Below are 18,135 nucleotides of genomic sequence, written 5' to 3'. Positions count from 1 at the left end.
TCCGAAACATGACGAATATCATGTTTTCGCTGGTTCTTGTCTCATAATTTTGTGCAATAATTTAAAATCACTGAAAAAATGAATATTAAAGTTAAGAGTGCCGCCGTACTTTTTTCCTTGTTGCTAATGGCATGCGGGGGGAAAGAGGAAAAGAAAAAGGAAGGTTTTAGCGTCGATCGCCAAAAGACGACCACCGAAAAACCCGTTGAGGCTTCTGCCGACAGTGGAACCCCAGCTTCCGAGCGGGTGGACCTTACCAACAAGGGGGTCGGCCCAATTGAGTCGGTAACCTTGGATGACAATATCGATCAGGCCTTGGCAGATCAAGGTAAAGAGGTCTATGATCAAATGTGTCTCGCTTGCCATAGAACGGAAAAGAAATTTATCGGCCCTGCCCCCAAAGGAATTTTGGAGCGTCGGACTCCCGAATGGGTCATGAACATGATCTTGAATCCCGAGGTCATGGTCAAGGAAGATCCATTGGCCAAAGATCTATTGCAAGAATTTAACGGCTCTCCTATGGCAAATCAAGGTCTTACGGAAGACCAAGCTAGGGCGGTGCTTGAATATTTCAGGACTTTGTAAGGCTCCAACACAACAATCAAATAGAAAAACGATGAAAAAATTAAGTTTACCAACAGTTTTATTTATGACCCTTGCCACGGTCTTTACCGGTTGCAAGGACCAAGGCGACAAATCGAACGGGGCCCTGACCTCCAATGCGGCGGAAAGGGTCTATGTCGAACCCGGACAGTACGATGAATTCTACGCCTTCTTATCAGGTGGATTCAGTGGTCAGATGTCCGTTTACGGTATCCCGTCGGGCCGACTGCTCAAAGTGGTGCCCGTATTTTCACAGGATCCCGAGAAAGGCTACGGCTACAACGAGGAAACTAAACCGATGTTGAATACCACTCACGGTTTTATCCCTTGGGACGATACCCACCACCCCGATATGTCGCAGACCAATGGCAAATTGGACGGCCGGTGGATTTTTATGAACGGAAACAACACGCCCAGGGTAGCCCGGATCAGTCTGAGCACCTTTGAAACCGAGGAGATCATGGAAATTCCGAACAGTGCCGGTAACCATAACTCCGCTTTCGTGACCGAAAATACCGAATATGTGGTTGCAGGAACCCGTTTTTCCGTTCCGATTCCCCAAAAGGATATGCCAATTAAGGACTATAAAGGAAATTTCAAGGCAAGTCTTTCCTTCTTGAGCGTAGATCAAGATTCGGGGGAAATGGATTTATCCTTTCAGATACGTTTGCCCGGTTTTAACTATGATCTAGCGCATCCTGGAAGGGACAAATCCCACGGTTGGATATTTATAACCACCTATAACACCGAGGAAGCACATACCCTTCAGGAAGTGAACGCCTCCCAGAACGATAAGGATTTCATAGCCGCCGTCAACTGGAAAAAGGCCGAGGAATATATTAAGGAAGGTAAATTCAAAACTGAAAAAGCCGAGTATGCGCACAACATCTTCGATGAAGATACGCATATGGCCACTTCGACCATTAAAGATGAGGTACGGGTTTTGGACGCTTCCGAACTGCCTGGATTGGTTTACTTTTTGCCCACGCCCAAATCTCCACACGGTTGTGACGTAGATCCCACGGGTGAATATATCATTGGTAACGGAAAATTATCCGCAGACCTTACGGTACATTCCTTTAGCAAAATGCTCGACGCCATCGAGAACGAAAAGTTCGATGGAGAGGCTTATAACATCCCTATCCTTAATTTCGAGGATGTTTTGGGCGGTACGGTCAAACAGCCGGGGCTCGGACCATTGCACACGGAATTTGACGGTAAGGGCAATGCCTATACCACGTTCTTTATCTCTTCAGAGGTCGTAAAATGGAACGTTGGTACCTGGGAGGTCCTAGACCGAAAGCCTACTTATTATTCTCCTGGTCACCTGAGTATTCCCGGTGGAAACTCGCAAGAACCATGGGGCAAATATGTATTGGCCATGAACAAGATCACTAAAGATCGGTATTTGCCAACGGGACCTGAGATGAACCATTCTGCCCAGTTATATGATATTTCTGGCGAGAAGATGGAATTGTTATCGGACTTCCCCACTATCGGGGAGCCCCACTACGCTTCCATGGCCCCTGCTGACCTGATTGCGCCTAATTCCAAGAAAATCTACAAGCTCAGTGAGAACAAGCACCCCCATGCGGCCACTTCCCCTGCCGATGTCAGGGTAGAACGTGACGGAAATGAAGTACACGTGTACATGACCATGGTACGTAGCCATTTGAATCCTGATAATATCGAAGGAATCAAAGTAGGCGACAAGGTGTATTTCCACTTGACGAACCTGGAACAGGATTTCGACGTGCCTCACGGTTTTGCCGTAATCGGGGCAGAGAATGCAGAGCTTTTGGTTATGCCGGGATCGACGGAAACCTTGGTCTGGGAGCCTAAAAAAGTAGGTGTCTGGCCTTTCTACTGTACCGACTTCTGCTCGGCGCTGCACCAAGAAATGTCCGGATACATACGGGTGTCCCCCGAAGGTTCGAATACCGAGCTCAAATGGTCCCTGGGCGAAGAGTAGTCCACACCTAAACGTTTCATTTTTTCAGACGAAAAGCGGGTCGGCTTTAGGGCCCTCCCGCTTTTTTAATTACTGCCTATTCCATCGATCGAGCAATCGGACTACGATTGTCTTCAGCTAACGGATTCCAGCTTTTTTGATTAAAGTAAATGCTGACACTAACAGAAAAAAAATCCACATGAAAAAAGCAAGCCTAATAATGATTATCGGTTCATTGCTTTTATTGGGACTCTTCAAATTTCCGCTCTGGCACATTCAGTTAGAGGCGCCTCAATATCCCGACCCTTTGGGTATGCACATTTTTATTGAGGGAATTCAGGGAGAAGAAGAGTTCGATATACAGAACATCGATGGCCTGAACCACTATATTGGTATGCGGACGATACCGAAACCGGAAGAAATGTGGGAGTTCGAGGTCTTTCCTCTAGTGATTATCGCTATGGTCGTCTTAGGGGTGTTAATCGGCATTTTAGGTTTTATCGGAAAAGTAGGCTACAATTGGTTTTTGGGCTGGTTCGTATTGATGTCCGTTTTAGGGGTTTTGGGCATGTATGATTTTAATGCTTGGTTGACGGACTATGGAAGCAACTTGGATCCGAATGCCATTATGAAATTGACCCATCCCGACGGTACGCCCATGACCTATAGTCCCCCACTGCTCGGACATGAAAAAATGCTGAACTTTGATGTGACTTCCTTGCCACACACCGGGGCTTGGATGATGTTTGTGGGTATGTCGTTGACAGTGGTGGCCTTCTTTGTAGGACGGCGAAAGCGAGAGAAGAGGGCTTAGCATCGTAGGGATATAACCAAAAAATAAGAACAAAGAGGAATAAAGAAAGAACAAAGCTCAAAGATATATAAGAAAGACAAACGAAGTACAAAGGCAAGAGCCTTGGGCAAGTTGACTGAAAGGGTTGGACAAACGGAGAACCGATACCATTCCTTTAAACGAAATAAAGAATGAAGAAATGTATAAGCTTCCTATCTATTCTCCTGTTGGTACTGGCCTCCTGTAAGGTGGAGCCCGAACCCATAGCATACGGTTCCGATGTCTGCCACTATTGCAGCATGACCATCGTTGACCGACAGCATGCGGCACAGTACGTGACCGAAAAGGGGAGAGCCTATAAGTTCGACGCCATCGAGTGTATGTTGAACGATCTGAAAAATACGGGCTATGATGAGATTGGCCTACTTTTGGTCAACGATTTCAGCCATCCCGGTGAATTGATCGATGCTACTCAGGCGACCTATCTTATAAGCGCGAATATTTCTAGCCCGATGGGTGAAAACCTGTCCGCTTTCTCTAGTGAAAAAGCTGCTGCCATGGTACAATCCGAACAATCGGGAGAACTCTTTACCTGGCTGGAGCTAAAAGAACGGTTTAAAGACCAATAGGGACAAGGGAACAAGGGAAGGTGGGAAGACCAATTGGAATCACTGAGGAAAAAAAGAAAAGCAATCCCCCCTCTTGACCGGGATTAAAAACTTCCCTCAAGGCGTCGCCTTTAAAGTTTTCAATGCATGTGCGTAGTGTCTGCCTATCGCCGATAGGATTACATTCGTTTTCGATTTTTTTTGATTATTTTATTCAAGTACTAAAAGATTTAGACCTATGGAACCAAGGGAACCAGAAAGCACGACCATAAAGAACATGACTACTTCGGAATGTCTGCAATTGCTGAGTGAGAACTACATCGGTCGTTTGGCATATATTTCGGGCAGAACGCCTCATATCAACCCGATAACCTTTTATCACGATGCCGAGGAAAAGTGCATTTTAAGTTATTCCTCCCCGGGATTCAAAATTCAGGCGATGAAAAAACACAGGCCGGTGGCTTTACAAGTTGACGATATCCGGTCCATACAAGAGTGGCGCTCCGTATTGGTACAGGGCAATTTTGAGGAACTTGAAGGAAGTACCGCAAAGAAGCAGCTGCATCGTTTCGCAGAAGGAGTGCAGCGAACCATTGCAAAGAAAGACGGGGAGACCCCAAAATTTATTCAGGATTTTTCGAGCCGACTTCAAGAGCGGCATATTCCCATTGTGTATCGCATCCATATTACGGATATTGTCGGAAAGTCTAGGAGAGATCAAGAATGAAATTCACGCTGGGTGGGTTCACAGTTACAACTGACGTGTGTCACCGGTTATCTTCACCTTAAGTTTTACAATCAAATGAGATTTTGGCAAGGAATATTCTTGTTGTTATATTTGGCCATTGGCGGTTCGCTGCAGGCGCAAACAATCACCATCTGTTCTTCGTGCGAAGTGAAATCCATTAAAAAAGGAATTGAAATCGCTACCGAGGGCGATACGCTTTTGATTCAAAAGGGCATCTATAAGGAATCCGAGATATATATCGACAAAACCTTGACCCTTTTGGGCAAGGGCCTTCCCGTAATCGATGGCGGGAACAAAGGCGAGATTTTAACCATTTCCGCCGATGGGGTCGTGCTAGATGGCCTCAAGATAATGAACGTCGGCACCAGTTACACCAAAGACAATGCGGCCATTCGAATGGTTAAGAATAAAGATTTCGAGCTACGCAACCTGGTGCTTGAAAAAATGTTTTTCGGTATTTATCTTGAAAAAGCCACCGGCGGAAAAATCATAAATAATAGAATAAAGGGTGACGCAGTCGATGAATTCGGCTCGGGCAACGGCATCCATCTTTGGTATTCGAAGAACATTGATATCGAAAACAACGACATCCAACAGGTAAGGGACGGGATCTATTTTGAGTTCGCCGACAACTGTACTATCAAAAATAATTATAGCCACGACAACGTGCGGTACGGACTCCATTTTATGTTTTCGAACCACGATGTGTACGAAAACAACGTTTTCGAGAACAATGGGGCTGGGGTGGCCGTTATGTTCTCCAAATTTATCGACATGCATAATAACGTATTTCGAAAAAATTGGGGTACGGCTTCCTACGGTCTCTTGTTGAAAGAAATCAACGATGCCCAGATCGTCGGTAATACGTTCGAAGAAAATACCATCGGCATCAGCGTAGAGGGAACCAACCGAATCGAGTATAGTAAAAACAACTTTATAGGCAACGGTTGGGCTTTACGGATCAGGGGCGCGATTTACGGTAATACGTTCACCAAGAATAATTTTTTGTATAATTCGTTCGACCTCTCGTATAACAGTAATCTGAACGATAACGTCTTCGATAAAAATTACTGGAGCGAATATACGGGCTACGATCTCGATAGAGATGGCATTGGCGACGTGCCCTACCGTCCGGTCAAATTGTTTTCGTATATCGTTAATCGGACCCCGGAGACCATTATTCTGCTGCGTAGCCTTTTTATGGACATTATCGACTTTTCGGAAAAAGTATCCCCGGTTTTTACGCCCGACAATCTGTCGGATGATAATCCCCTGATGAAAAGGGTGAGCGGCAATGGGGAGGCGGGGCTAGTGGGCATTGAGCAGTAGCGGCGGCAGTGAACAGTGAACGGTGACAGCGACGGTAGCAGTAAGCAGGTGCAGTGGCAGTGGGAATGAACAGTGGTAGGATGATGAATTGTGAACTGTGAATAGTGGTAGTAGCATGATGTATTTTGGGTTTTGAACTGCAGTAATATGGCAGGGAGTAGGGGAGTGGGCAAGATGAAAGTTAAAACCTTGTAATTCGGTAAGAATAGAAACAGCACATAAATGATTAATATAGAATCCCTGTATAAAAAATTCGGCAAGAACGAAGTCCTTATTGGCCTTGACCTCCAAATTGAAAGCGGAGGGATTTTCGCCGTACTGGGTCCCAATGGCTCGGGCAAGACTACTTTGATCAAAAGTATTTTGGGGATGGTGGTGCCCAATGAGGGCGACATTTCAATCGATGGCAGATCCATCAAAAATAAATGGAAATATCGCGAAGATATCAGCTATTTACCCCAGATTGCCAATTTTCCCGGTAATCTAAAGGTAGAGGAGCTGATTCGAATGATTAAAGACCTCCGGCAAAATCCGAGTGACGAACAACAATTGGTACGTCATTTCGGGCTCGAACCCTTCTTGGATAAAAAATTGGCGACACTTTCGGGTGGCACCAAACAAAAGGTGAATATCGTGCTTACCTTTATGTTCGATAACCCCTTGATCATTCTCGATGAGCCTACCACCGGTCTGGACCCCATGGCCTTGATTCGCCTAAAGAAGCTGATCGAAGCGGAAAAGAACAAAGGAAAAACGATTTTGGTAACTTCGCACATCATGCAGTTTGTAGAGGAGATCGCCGACGAGATCGTATATCTTTTGGAAGGCAAAATTTACTTTAAGGGGAGTGTGCCCGCCCTCAAGGAGCAAACGGGCCAAAAAACCGTAGAACAGGCCATTGCGGCCATAGCAACGCCCCCGGCCCATGCTTAAGATACTTAAATACAGCTTTTACGACCTTATCCGTAGCCGATGGAGCTACGTCTATTTTCTGTTCTACTTGGCGCTGGGCTTTGTACTGTTGTTCTTGAACAACGATGTCTCGAAGGCCGTCATCACGCTGATGAATGTCATTATCGTATTGGTGCCGCTGATCGGGACCATTTTTGGGGTGATGTACTTTTATAACTCAAAGGAATTTACCGAACTTTTACTGGCCCAGCCCGTTAAGAGGTCTTCCATCTTTTTCGGACAGTACCTAGGGGTGGCGGGTTCGTTGAGTCTGAGCCTTGTACTGGGTCTAGGGATTCCTTTCGTGGTATATGGACTCTTCCGCAGCGACGCCATCTTCGATTTTTCGTTATTGCTGGTCACGGGCGCTTTCTTGACCCTTATCTTTACCGCCTTAAGTTTCAATATTGCCCTCTCGAACGAAAACAAGATCAAGGGATTTGGGTACGCCGTATTGGTGTGGCTATTTTTGGCGGTGATTTACGACGGACTCTTTCTGATGTCGCTGATTATATTCGAGAAATATCCGTTGGATACGTTTTCATTGGTGGCCACCATGTTCAATCCCATCGACCTTTCCCGTACGCTCATCCTGTTAAAATTGGATATTTCCGCGCTTTTAGGATATACCGGAGCGGTCTTCAAACAATTTTTCGGTACGAACCAAGGCTTTCTGGTCTCAATGCTCATGTTGGTATTGTGGACGGTCGTGCCCATATGGCGGTTGGTCGCTGTCTCCAAGAAAAAGGATTTTTAGACAAACCTTAAGGTGAACCACCTCCGTCTAGGTCTTTTATTCGAAATCCACCACTCGTTCGTTCTTCCTTACGGTCAGGTGTCGGCATTATCCACATTTCGAAGACCCACAATCGGTGCAGGTCAAACATCCTTCCTGATAGATCAGGTTGGTCGAGTTGCAGTTGCTACATTGCTGTCCTTTTGCTATGGCACCATCGGCTACATATCTTTTCAATGCCCGGGCCACCCCGTTTTTCCAAGTGTTTATCTGCTCGCTGTCAAGTTGTAGGCTACCAATAAGATCGACGATTTTCTCGATGGGCATGCCGTGGCGAAGGGTACTGGATATCAGCTTGGCATAATTCCAATATTCGGGATCGAATTTATGGGATAGGCCTTCGATAGTGGTCTTATAGCCTCTCTTGTTCTTGTACTGAAAATCGTATCGGGAAGACCCGTCCTCATTTCGGTTTTTAATGATCAATCCCTTGTCCACCCAACGGGGTATTAAAATACCGTCTTCATCATCGGCCAATCCGGTAAAGATTTCGTAAGCTTTATCGTCAATAAGTCCGATGAACGCAATCCATTTTTCCTTGTTGTTCTGAAAACGTACCACATCGGCCTCTAAGATCTGCGGGCGCTTGGTGGGGAACGACGTCAGGGTATCTCTGCCCTCTTCTTTTTTGTCATCGTTGGATAATAGGACGCCTGACCGAGACCCGTCACGGTAGACGGTCACGCCTTTGCATCCCGCTTTCCAAGCCTCCACGTACAGCTGGCCTACCAAGGCTTCAGGTACATCGTTGGGCAGGTTGATGGTAACGCTGATAGAGTGGTCCACCCACTTCTGTACCGCCCCTTGCAACCGGACCTTGCTCAGCCAATCCACATCATTCGAAGTAGCTTTGTAATAGGGCGATTCTTTAATAATAGCGTTGATCTCGTCTTGGGTATACTTTTTATCGGTGTCGTAACCTTTAGTGAGCATCCAAGCTTTGAATTGGTGGTGGAATACCAAGTACTCTTCCCAAGAGTCGCCCACTTCGTCAACAAAATCGACCCGTACTTCTTTGTCATTGGGATTCACTTTTCTTCTTCGCTTGTAAACTGGGAGAAACACCGGTTCAATGCCCGAGGTGGTCTGGGTCATCAGGCTCGTGGTGCCGGTCGGGGCTATGGTCAAAAGGGCGATATTCCGCCGTCCATATTCGAGCATGTCGTAGTACAATTTTTCATCGGCATCCTTTAAGCGGAGGATAAAAGGGTTGTTTTTTTCACGTTCTGCGTCGAACAGTTCGAAGGCCCCTCGGTCGCGTGCCGTATATACCGATGCGCGATAGGCTTCCAGCGCAATGGTCTTATGTACTTCAACGGAAAATTCATTGGCTTTTTCACTGCCGTAGCGTAACCCAAGGGCTGCTAACATATCACCTTCCGCAGTGATCCCGATTCCCGTACGTCGCCCTTCTTTGGCCTTTTTCCTGATGTTCTGCCAGAGCATGTATTCCACCATTTTGGTTTCTTCCAGTTCGGGGTCATCGTCGATTTTCTTTAGGATGGCATCTACTTTTTCAAGCTCTAGATCGATGATATCGTCCATAATGCGCTGCGCAGCTGCCACGTGTTTTTTAAAAAGTGGAAAATTAAAGGATGCCTTTTCGGTAAATGGATCCTCTACGTAACTTAAAAGATTGATGGCCAACAAACGGCACGAATCGTAGGGGCAAAGGGGGATTTCCCCGCAAGGGTTGGTGGATACCGTCTTATAGCCTTGGTCGGCATAACAATCCGGTACCGATTCGTTGATGATCGTATCCCAAAACAAGATTCCGGGTTCGGCGGATTTCCAGGCGTTATGGACTATTTTTTCCCATAGTTTGCCGGCTTTAATTTCTTTTTTGTACTTGGGTTTGGTACTGTGGATGGGAAATTTTTGAATGTAGTTGCCGTCCGTTTCAACAGCTTTCATAAAGTCGTCGTCCATCCGTACGGAAACATTGGCGCCCGTTACCTTGCCCTGTTCCATTTTGGCATCGATGAAATCCTCGGCATCGGGATGGTTGATCGAAACGGATAGCATCAACGCGCCCCGACGGCCATCTTGGGCCACTTCGCGGGTAGAATTCGAATACCGTTCCATAAAAGGTACAAGGCCCGTCGAGGTCAGTGCAGAGTTCTTGACCGGTGATCCCTTGGGTCGGATGTGCGATAGGTCGTGCCCCACCCCGCCCCGGCGCTTCATCAATTGTACCTGTTCTTGATCGATTTTCATTATTCCCCCGTAGGAATCCGATTTGCCGTCGGTACCTACTACAAAGCAGTTTGATAGTGAGGCGATTTGGAATGGATTGCCGATGCCCGCCATGGGACTGCCCTGTGGTACGATATATTTAAAGTTTTTGATCAGGGCGAAGACCTCTTCCTCGTCCATCGGATTTGGATATTTGGCCTCAATTCGCGCAATTTCACGAGCGATTCTCCGATGCATATCATCGGGGTTCCGTTCATAGATGTTTCCATCGGAATCTTTAAGTGCGTATTTATTGACCCAAACACGGGCGGCCAGGTCGTCACCTTTAAAGTAGGTCAGGGCGGCTTCAAAAGCTTCTTCTTGAGTGTAGGTCGTAGTGGGCGCGGGGAATTGGATCGTTTGCATTTTAGACATGTTTTTGAGGGTAGGCACGTTGCTAATCTTAGGCTAAAATTAGACAAAAATATACGAACTGTTTTATGACAAAAATCATAAAGTGCACATCAAAACATCTTAAATACCCTGATAATCAACACTATAATAATTTATCAACAATAAAAAGTTAACAAAAAGTTTGAATTATTATTTTCGGATACGAAATAGGATGACCTAATCCGCCATTTCTAAAATTTTTGAAACGGTCGCTTCATGATTTACACCCAGCCCTTCTTTTTGGTGTACCAGTTCGCCTTGTTGGTCAAAGACGCTGATGATATTGGAATGGGAAAAGTCCATCGGCGAGATTTGTTTGTAGTTTACGGCGAGAACCGCGGCAAACTCACGGGTATCCGATTCCGAACCCGTTAGAAATACCCATTGGTCCGTTTCCATTTCATTTTCTACGGAAAACTCTTTAAGCCGTGCTGGCGTATCGGTCTTAGGGTCTATGCTCACCATCACCAGTTTCACCTTATTTTTTTGGTCTGCGGGTATCTTTGCTTCGATGCCTCGCATATCGGCCACCAATCTGGGGCATGCCGATTGACAAGTGGTATAGATCATCACCATGACGACCACATTGCCCTTTAGATCCTTTAGCTCGAGTTCGGTATTGTGCTGGGTTTTCCATTGCGAGGGCAGGTTGTAGATGGAGAGGTCCGAAATCTCATCGGTTTCCTTAATTTTGGATCCCAGGGCTTGCAGGTCCATTTTGCAGACTTCACAACTTCCAGGTTCGTCGAAAGTCTCGTCCCCCAAACATTTCATGGGACATTGGTATTCCATCATTGCCAGATCCCCTTTCTTTTTTGGATGGCAAGACGTAAGGCTTGTAATAGAGATAAACAGGGACAAGATGTAGGCTAATTTTTTCATGCTTGGTAGTTTTTAATCCGTTGGGCCCAATTCCCGGATGCTCGCATCGTATTTTCCATTTTTTGGAATTTGATACCACGGATGCCGGGATCGAGGTAGTACTTTGCTATTTTCTTAACTGTGCCTGGAAGCAGGCAGGGAATCCTCTAAATTTTAGGAACGTCCATTGCGCAACGAAAGCCTAGGTTCTTTACGGAATACTTGGCCTTCATACTTCCCCGAAAGGCATAACGCATAAAGGCGGCATAGTTCATGAGATCTGATGCGCCGACGGCGGCGCTTCCGCAGAACAGATTACTGTCTTTATCCACATCTTTTCTTGATTCTCCAGAGATTAAAACGGAATTAAAGTCCATTGTCCACTCCCAGACCAAGCCGTGCAGGTCATAAATACCCCAATAGTTTTTGAAGGTTGACCCTATCTCATTATTAAAGGTTTTGGGAGCTTCGTACCAATCCAATATTTTTTGGTTGTAGGTTTCTTTCTTTCTGGCGTCGGCGGTCTTTTCATCGGCCATTGCCGCAAACTCCCATTCATCGATGGTGGGCAGCCTTTTTCCTTGACATTCACAGTATTTTTTTGCGGCGAACCACGAAACGTTGGTAACGGGTGCATCGGCCGAAAGCTGGTTTCCATAGGAGAGGTCGTTCTCCCAATCGGCCAAATAACTGCCGTCGGCGAACAGGGGTATTATCTTACTTTTTTGCCAAGCCGGAAATTTCCTAAGAAATTCCAAATAGTCTGCGTTGGTAACGGGATAGACATCCATGGAAAAATCGTCTATTGTAACGGCCGTGGAATCTACCCCGTATAAGGGAGTGTAGGTTCCCCCTTTGATATGCACCATATCGTCTTGCGCAGTGATGGTATGGATGGCAGCGAAACTTACCAATACGAAAACATTTTTTAAAATGGAATGCATAGCTTTCGTGGATTACTTAGCGCGAACGGATTTTACCATTGCCGGGGTTACTTCTTTTTTAGAATTTCCCCAGCTGTTGTACACATAGGTAAGCACATTGGCGACCTCTTCGTCGGATAGCGTCTGAGCGGTCATTATACTGTTGTATTTTTCTCCGTTGACCGTTATTTCACCTGTTAAGCCATGCAAGACGATATCGATCGAGCGGTTTACGTCTGCGTTCAGATAATCCGATTCTGCCAATGGGGGAAAGGCGTTCGGTATGCCCTGTCCTTCTGCCTGATGGCAAGCGAAACAGGTCTGCATATAGGTCTGCTTTCCGAATTCCATTTTTTCGGCCATAGATTTTGCAGGAATTTCGCCTCCTTCCATGCCATCGCGGAGCGGCATTTGTTGTATGCCACCGCCTTCGGGCAAATAGATACCTTCTTCTATTTCGCCGGAATAGATCGTCTTATTTTCTTCACCACTTACATTTAGCATGGCCAGGGCACCTTTGTTGAAGGCCCTAAAGATGGAGTGGTCCACTAATATTAAGCTTCCGGGTACATCGACCTTGAACTCCACGATGGCCGCACCCCCGGCGGGAATTAGGGTAGTCTGTATATTTTCATTGACCATATCACCGCCTTCGACCCGTACCTTATCAAAAATTTCGCCTATCACATGAAAAGATGATACCAGGTTCGGGCCGCCGTTGCCTACATACAAACGAACGGTTTCGCCTACGTTTGCCGTAATGGCATTGTCGCCGGTCATGGCCCCTACCTTCCCATTGAAAACTACGTAATCGGCATCTTCATCTACTGCCTTTTGCATATCGAAAGGCTGTAGGCCACGATCTCCGTAATTGCCCTTGGTATAAAAATCGCCTTGCATCACGTAATATTCCTTATCGACATCGGGCAACCCCTCTTCGGGTTCTACCAAAATCAATCCGTACATGCCGTTAGCAATATGCATACCCACCGGTGCGGTAGCACAGTGGTAGACATAAAGTCCTGGATTCAATGTTTTAAAGGAAAACACCTTTTCACGCCCGGGTGCCACGAAAGAAGATTCCGCTCCCCCACCGGGGCCTGTAACTGCATGAAGGTCAATGTTGTGGGGCAATTTATTATCCGGATGATTTTTAAGGTGGAATTCCACCTCATCTCCGATTTTGGTTCGGATAAAACTACCGGGCACCGTACCACCGAACGTCCAGTACATGTATTTTACCCCATTGGTCATTTCGCCTTCCTGCTCGAGGATTTCCATATCGACAATCAGTTTTTTAGCCTTTCTTTTTCCGGTTGGAGGGGGCACATGGGGCGGGGAGGTCAAAATAGCCTTCATTTCTACTGTGGCCGGTATGTCGGCACTAGCGATTTCCTTGTTTTCGTCGTTATTACAGGATGAAAACAACAGCACGAATGCTGTGACGAGCAATAATACTGCTGATTGTGGTTGATTGACTTTCATATTAATTTGATTTTAGTTATTTATAGATAAAAAGACCCTTTTATCTTTTACTTATGCGAAGATAGTGTGGACTAGTATCCTAAAATATGATAAAACTCATATTGTAGGGTTTATACCTTGGCGGGTTCAAGTTTTTCTATCGCTTTCACCAATTCTTTCAAAGCATCTTTTCCGCAAAGAAAGTCGTATAGAATTTTCGCTTTGGAGAACGCGAACTCCTTAGCGGAACTGGTAAACAGCTCCTCGTAATATCCGATTCCTTCACGCAGATTAGTGGCGAATTTAAGTAAATATTGTTTTTGCTTTTTGGTGATGGTTCTCCGGGTCTCCTCAATTTGATCTTCCAGGTAGTTTAAATAAATCGAAAGTTCCTTGACGAACATGTGGGGTCGGTCTTTGCGGGAGATAAGGTTCTCATTGCCGTAGATATGGTCCTGCATTTCCGATAGGGAAGCAATTTTGGAAAAATAGGCCATATTCGGACCGGGACAGATCGAAACGCCTTCCCCTTCGGTCTTGGTGTCCAATCCGTATGCCAAGAGTGCCGAAGTGCCAAGTCCGACGCAGGTACAGGATTTTTCCGTAATCTTGGCATATCGTCTTTGGTATTCCTCGGATGAAACGGACTCTTTTTCCAATTCCAATATTTTTAAGTGTTGGTACTGGCGAGAGGCGGTACAGAGGCCTTCCGCTTTGTACTCTTTGTTCAAGGCGACAAATTTTTTCGGACAGGCACTTCCGGGCCTCCCTTTGGCCAAGTTCTTTTCTTTTTCCATATCCTTGGTATTACCTTTCAAACTGTGGAATGGGATGCCTAGTGGCGAAATATTGCTCAAGTATAGGTCTTCTTCCTTAGCGGCCGTCAATTGGTCCAAGGTTCGCTTATCTACCGTGGAAGCTTCCGGAACCAGTAGAAATGGAGTGCCCCAGCCCACGGACTCCACTTCGTAATAATTCCGGATAAAGTTGTGTTCATCGGAAGTTCCCACTCCACCTTGCGCCGAAATGGTCAGGGGCAAAGGGCTTTTAGGAACCGGGCGTCCTTTTTTCTCCAGGGCTCCGATCATCAATTGGTGCACTTCGGTGGTCAATGCCTTTTTATTGGATTTGAACTGCTCCAGAATCGGACCCATCAGATAGCCATCGGTCGCAAAGGCATGTCCGCCGCAATTGAGTCCGGATTCGATGCGGTACTCGGATACCCAAATACCTTTTTTGGCCAAGAACTTACCCTGAATCAGGGCGGAACGGTAATCGCTGACTTTCAGAACAATTTTCTTTTTAAGATATGCGTCCGTATCGGGATAGAAGTCATCGAACTGCTCTATATAACTGTATAATCTCGGATTCATGCCAGCGGAGAGAACAACTGACGAAGCTAGACTACTGTTCGCAAAACCCCTTAACGCGGCATGGGCATCGTTGAATTCGGTGGAAAGTTTTTCTTTCCCGATGTAATTGTCCTTATCCACCTTGGTCATGATATTTACGTCGATACTGCCCATGGGCATGTTCTCCATGACCCAAATCCTGATTTCTTCCAGATCAAAACGATTCTGGGTCAACCGGTGAAACTCTTGTTTAAAGCTTGAGGTATTGGGCAGCCGATTGAAATAACCTTTGATGGTGTTCGCGGTTTCGCTCGTAGAATTTTTGAATTCCTCGAATTTCTTTTGAGAGAGCTCTTGGATCAGGTTGAGGTACGAGGTGATTCGTTTCGCCCTGAAATCCTCCATCTTATCGGTGATTTCGGTATAGCGAATATCAAATTTATCGCAATACATTTTACGCAGTTTTTCCAATAGGATGTCGTCTACCAAGGAAATAACGGAGTCGATTCCGAACCGGGAAACTTTTAAGGGAGTGTCAATGGTAAATCCTATCCCCATTACCGGGATATGGAAGGAATGTGCTTTTAACATGATTTTTGATTTACTGTTCATTATAAGGAAGGGGAGTCACATAATCATTTGGACAAAAGGCCGTGAATACGGTTTTTAATGCTGTAAACCATAATCTGACCCACTGTGTGCTGTGTAGATATGCATTTGTGCGTATTGACAACCTGGCATCACATCATCTAAGGGGTGCCGCACATGATTTTGATGCTAATTTTGCGTAAAATACCGAACAAATATTGGCTTAGAATATGATATTTGTTAGGTTTTTAAAAGATTCGTAATCCGAGCTCCCGCTTGGTACTTTGAAAGCGGTAAGTCCCTCTTGTTTCCTTAAATTGCAATCCTGAAAATGAAAAGTCCGAAACCTCATATTAAGGTCGCATTGGCCTATTTTCTGATAGCGGCCTTGCTGGGTGTTTTGTTACGGTCCTTTCCGTCTATCGACATTCCTTTTAATTACAGGTATATTGTCCACACCCATTCCCACATCGCACTTTTGGGGTGGGTGTACCTCGCCCTGACTACACTGATTTACAAATTGTTCGTGCAAAGCTCCATGACGGACTGGAAGTACCGTCGTATTTTTTGGGCGACACAGCTCAGTTTGATAGGGATGTTGCTTACCTTCCCATTTACCGGGTACGCGCTTTTTTCCATCGTTTTTTCTACGCTTTTCCTGTTCGTCTCGTACTGGTTCTTTTGGTTTTTCAAGACGCATGCGAAAAGGGAATTTAGAAAAACGAATGCCTATGCCTGCATTGTCGCAGCCTTGTGGTACCTGGTAATCTCCAGTTTAGGTCCTTGGGCCCTGGGCGGAATCATGGGCACGCTGGGGGCGGAATCCGTTTGGTACCGTCTGGCCATTTATTTTTACCTGCATTTTCTCTACAACGGATGGATGATCATGGCCTTGGTCGGTCTGTTTTTCTATGTGCTGGAACTACGGCATATTCGAATGTCCCTCACTAATTTCCGGAAATTCTTTTGGGGAATCAATTTCGGGATTGTACTGTCTTTCTTTTTATCCACGCTGTTCGCCGAACCATCGGTATTGTTATATCTGATGGGCGGGGCAGGGGCTATTTTTCAGCTATTTGCCTTTATCTTGTTGGCCCGTTTTTTGTTTCCCTACAGGGATAGATTACGGACCATGTGCTCAAAATGGCAGTGGATCTTCCTGGGGATTGTGGCGGTATTGTTGGTTATAAAAATGGGGTTACAACTGCTGACCGCCTTTCCCTACTTCTCGGATTTGGCGGCTACCTTCCTGAATTTTACTGTCGGCTACCTGCATTTGACCTTCTTGGGGGTAGTGACGATCGCGCTTTTCTTTTTGTTGGATTATTTTGGGATGATGCATATTTCAAAGATAGCCTTTGCGCTTTATTTTATGGGCTTCGTGGTCACGGAAGCATTGATTTTTTACAAAGGGATAGCCGGCTGGCGAGGCTTTCCCGTTTTCGAGGCCTATTATAATGCTTTGGCTGTAGGAAGCCTTTTGATTCCCCTGAGTTTGATTGTTGTGTTGTTTGGTCCGAATAACAGGGACGGATAGCAACGGCGGTCATTCCATTTTTAGTTGTTCAACAGCTCTTGCAGTACAACCGCCTGATTGTTTTCCGTATCCTTGGCCCCGTAGAGTAAGGTGACCGTTTTGTCCTTGGCTTTCTTACGGATTTTATCGAGCTCTTCTTTGTGGTCCTTGAGTTCTTTTCGATATTTTTTGGCGAATTCCTCGAACTTGTCCGGATCGTGATCGAACCATTTTCTCAATTCATCGGACGGGGCAATCTCTTTTGGCCAATCGTCCAGCTCGGCATCCTCTTTTGATACGCCCCTAGGCCATACCCGATCTACCAATATTCGGTGTCCGTCGTTCTTGGCCGGATCGTCATAGATGCGTTTCGTTTTGATTTTCATGGTGTCCTAAATTTGATTTCTACTCTATAAAGCATCAATTGTAGGCATTCCCTTGCAGTGTCGCTAGCTGGTTTGAGCAAAATCTTAACGGCATCCTACGCCTCTATCAACTAATAGTTCTGAGCACACGTGGGAAGGGGGAGGGGGTTTGCTCGCTTAGAGGTAGCTCATGGAGAACGATGCTGATAGATTTGCATATACAACATGGTGGACATTTTACGGGCGCGGTTCTTGGCGATCCACGCCCTTTCGCCGTCGAAAAGTTCGTCAATGGTCGCGAACCAAATATTGAGCCATAATCCGAAGTGCTCGGAGGTAATTTTACCCTCCATTTTTTCATCGACTTCCTGGTGGGCGGTGACGGGATTGCCGTAATACTTGCGGGTCAAAAACAGTTGGGTCTCCCAAAAATCGGTCAACAGGCTTAAGTGCTCCTTCCAATCCGAAATTATTCCGTTGAAAATGGGACCAAGGACTTTATCTTTCCTGATTCTTCCGTAGAATGTCTCTACCAAAAGTTGTACGTCGTCCCTAGTTTCGATTTCTTTTTTTTCCATGGCGAAAGTTGTTTTGATGAGGTCTCGACGGTCTGCCTGTGCTGAGCGACCGCATGAATGACAAGGTCGGGCAGGCAGGGG

General features: G+C 45.9%; 16 protein-coding genes. 9 read left to right on the top strand and 7 right to left on the bottom strand.

The window, feature by feature from the left end; genetic code table 11:
* The first annotated feature begins 78 nt into the window (after window positions 1-78).
* The 8 genes from RQM65_RS02160 (at window position 79) to RQM65_RS02125 (ending at window position 7,740) form a co-directional block, all read left to right on the top strand.
* On the top strand, window positions 79-585 hold the full coding sequence (locus RQM65_RS02160) for a c-type cytochrome (RefSeq protein ID WP_314012405.1): 507 nt from the start codon (window positions 79-81) through the stop codon (window positions 583-585).
* Window positions 586-616: 31 nt separating this feature from the next.
* Window positions 617-2,575, top strand: a complete 1,959-nt coding sequence (gene nosZ, locus RQM65_RS02155; RefSeq protein WP_314012404.1) for a Sec-dependent nitrous-oxide reductase — start codon at window positions 617-619, stop codon at window positions 2,573-2,575.
* A gap of 178 nt (window positions 2,576-2,753) precedes the next feature.
* Complete coding sequence (locus RQM65_RS02150; RefSeq protein WP_314012403.1) at window positions 2,754-3,368, top strand: LPXTG cell wall anchor domain-containing protein; 615 nt, start codon at window positions 2,754-2,756, stop codon at window positions 3,366-3,368.
* Window positions 3,369-3,538: 170 nt separating this feature from the next.
* Complete coding sequence (locus tag RQM65_RS02145; protein ID WP_314012401.1) at window positions 3,539-3,976, top strand: nitrous oxide reductase accessory protein NosL; 438 nt, start codon at window positions 3,539-3,541, stop codon at window positions 3,974-3,976.
* A gap of 217 nt (window positions 3,977-4,193) precedes the next feature.
* Window positions 4,194-4,682 (top strand): pyridoxamine 5'-phosphate oxidase family protein, encoded by a 489-nt coding sequence (locus tag RQM65_RS02140; protein ID WP_314012399.1) that lies wholly within the window; start codon window positions 4,194-4,196, stop codon window positions 4,680-4,682.
* A gap of 75 nt (window positions 4,683-4,757) precedes the next feature.
* Window positions 4,758-6,032 (top strand): nitrous oxide reductase family maturation protein NosD, encoded by a 1,275-nt coding sequence (locus tag RQM65_RS02135; protein ID WP_314012398.1) that lies wholly within the window; start codon window positions 4,758-4,760, stop codon window positions 6,030-6,032.
* 222 nt (window positions 6,033-6,254) lie between these two features.
* Complete coding sequence (locus RQM65_RS02130) at window positions 6,255-6,965, top strand: ABC transporter ATP-binding protein (protein ID WP_314012397.1); 711 nt, start codon at window positions 6,255-6,257, stop codon at window positions 6,963-6,965.
* Window positions 6,958-7,740, top strand: a complete 783-nt coding sequence (locus RQM65_RS02125; RefSeq protein ID WP_314012396.1) for an ABC transporter permease — start codon at window positions 6,958-6,960, stop codon at window positions 7,738-7,740. The genes RQM65_RS02130 and RQM65_RS02125 overlap by 8 nt, the downstream gene beginning before the upstream one ends.
* Before the next feature lie 87 nt (window positions 7,741-7,827).
* Here the strand turns inward: RQM65_RS02125 and RQM65_RS02120 are convergent, their stop codons facing one another.
* The 5 genes from RQM65_RS02120 to RQM65_RS02100 all read right to left on the bottom strand — a co-directional run bounded on the left by RQM65_RS02120 (window position 7,828) and on the right by RQM65_RS02100 (window position 15,598).
* Complete coding sequence (locus RQM65_RS02120) at window positions 7,828-10,380, bottom strand: adenosylcobalamin-dependent ribonucleoside-diphosphate reductase (protein WP_314012394.1); 2,553 nt, start codon at window positions 10,378-10,380, stop codon at window positions 7,828-7,830.
* Between the two features lie 204 nt (window positions 10,381-10,584).
* The gene (locus tag RQM65_RS02115) at window positions 10,585-11,289 is read right to left on the bottom strand and encodes an SCO family protein (RefSeq protein ID WP_314012392.1); all 705 of its coding nucleotides are present in this window, start codon (window positions 11,287-11,289) and stop codon (window positions 10,585-10,587) included.
* 146 nt (window positions 11,290-11,435) lie between these two features.
* Window positions 11,436-12,212, bottom strand: coding sequence for a formylglycine-generating enzyme family protein (locus RQM65_RS02110; protein ID WP_432279832.1), 777 nt, complete (start codon window positions 12,210-12,212; stop codon window positions 11,436-11,438).
* Between the two features lie 12 nt (window positions 12,213-12,224).
* A complete protein-coding gene (nirK, locus tag RQM65_RS02105) occupies window positions 12,225-13,676 on the bottom strand; it encodes a copper-containing nitrite reductase (RefSeq protein ID WP_314012390.1) in 1,452 nt (483 codons plus the stop codon).
* Window positions 13,677-13,786: 110 nt separating this feature from the next.
* Entirely contained in the window at window positions 13,787-15,598 is a 1,812-nt protein-coding gene (locus RQM65_RS02100; RefSeq protein ID WP_314012388.1) for a hypothetical protein, read from the bottom strand.
* A gap of 328 nt (window positions 15,599-15,926) precedes the next feature.
* Between RQM65_RS02100 and RQM65_RS02095 the strand changes: the two genes are divergently transcribed.
* The gene (locus tag RQM65_RS02095) at window positions 15,927-17,132 is read left to right on the top strand and encodes a hypothetical protein (RefSeq protein WP_314012387.1); all 1,206 of its coding nucleotides are present in this window, start codon (window positions 15,927-15,929) and stop codon (window positions 17,130-17,132) included.
* A 20-nt stretch (window positions 17,133-17,152) separates the two neighbouring features.
* Here RQM65_RS02095 and RQM65_RS02090 read toward each other — a convergent pair whose 3' ends face one another.
* On the bottom strand, window positions 17,153-17,497 hold the full coding sequence (locus RQM65_RS02090) for a DUF488 domain-containing protein (protein WP_314012386.1): 345 nt from the start codon (window positions 17,495-17,497) through the stop codon (window positions 17,153-17,155).
* A gap of 167 nt (window positions 17,498-17,664) precedes the next feature.
* Window positions 17,665-18,054, bottom strand: a complete 390-nt coding sequence (locus tag RQM65_RS02085; RefSeq protein WP_314012384.1) for a group III truncated hemoglobin — start codon at window positions 18,052-18,054, stop codon at window positions 17,665-17,667.
* Between the last annotated feature and the right edge of the window lie 81 nt (window positions 18,055-18,135).

Source organism: Pricia mediterranea, assembly GCF_032248455.1.
Lineage (GTDB): Bacteria > Bacteroidota > Bacteroidia > Flavobacteriales > Flavobacteriaceae > Pricia > Pricia mediterranea.
This window is presented reverse-complemented; position numbering and strand designations above follow the sequence as displayed.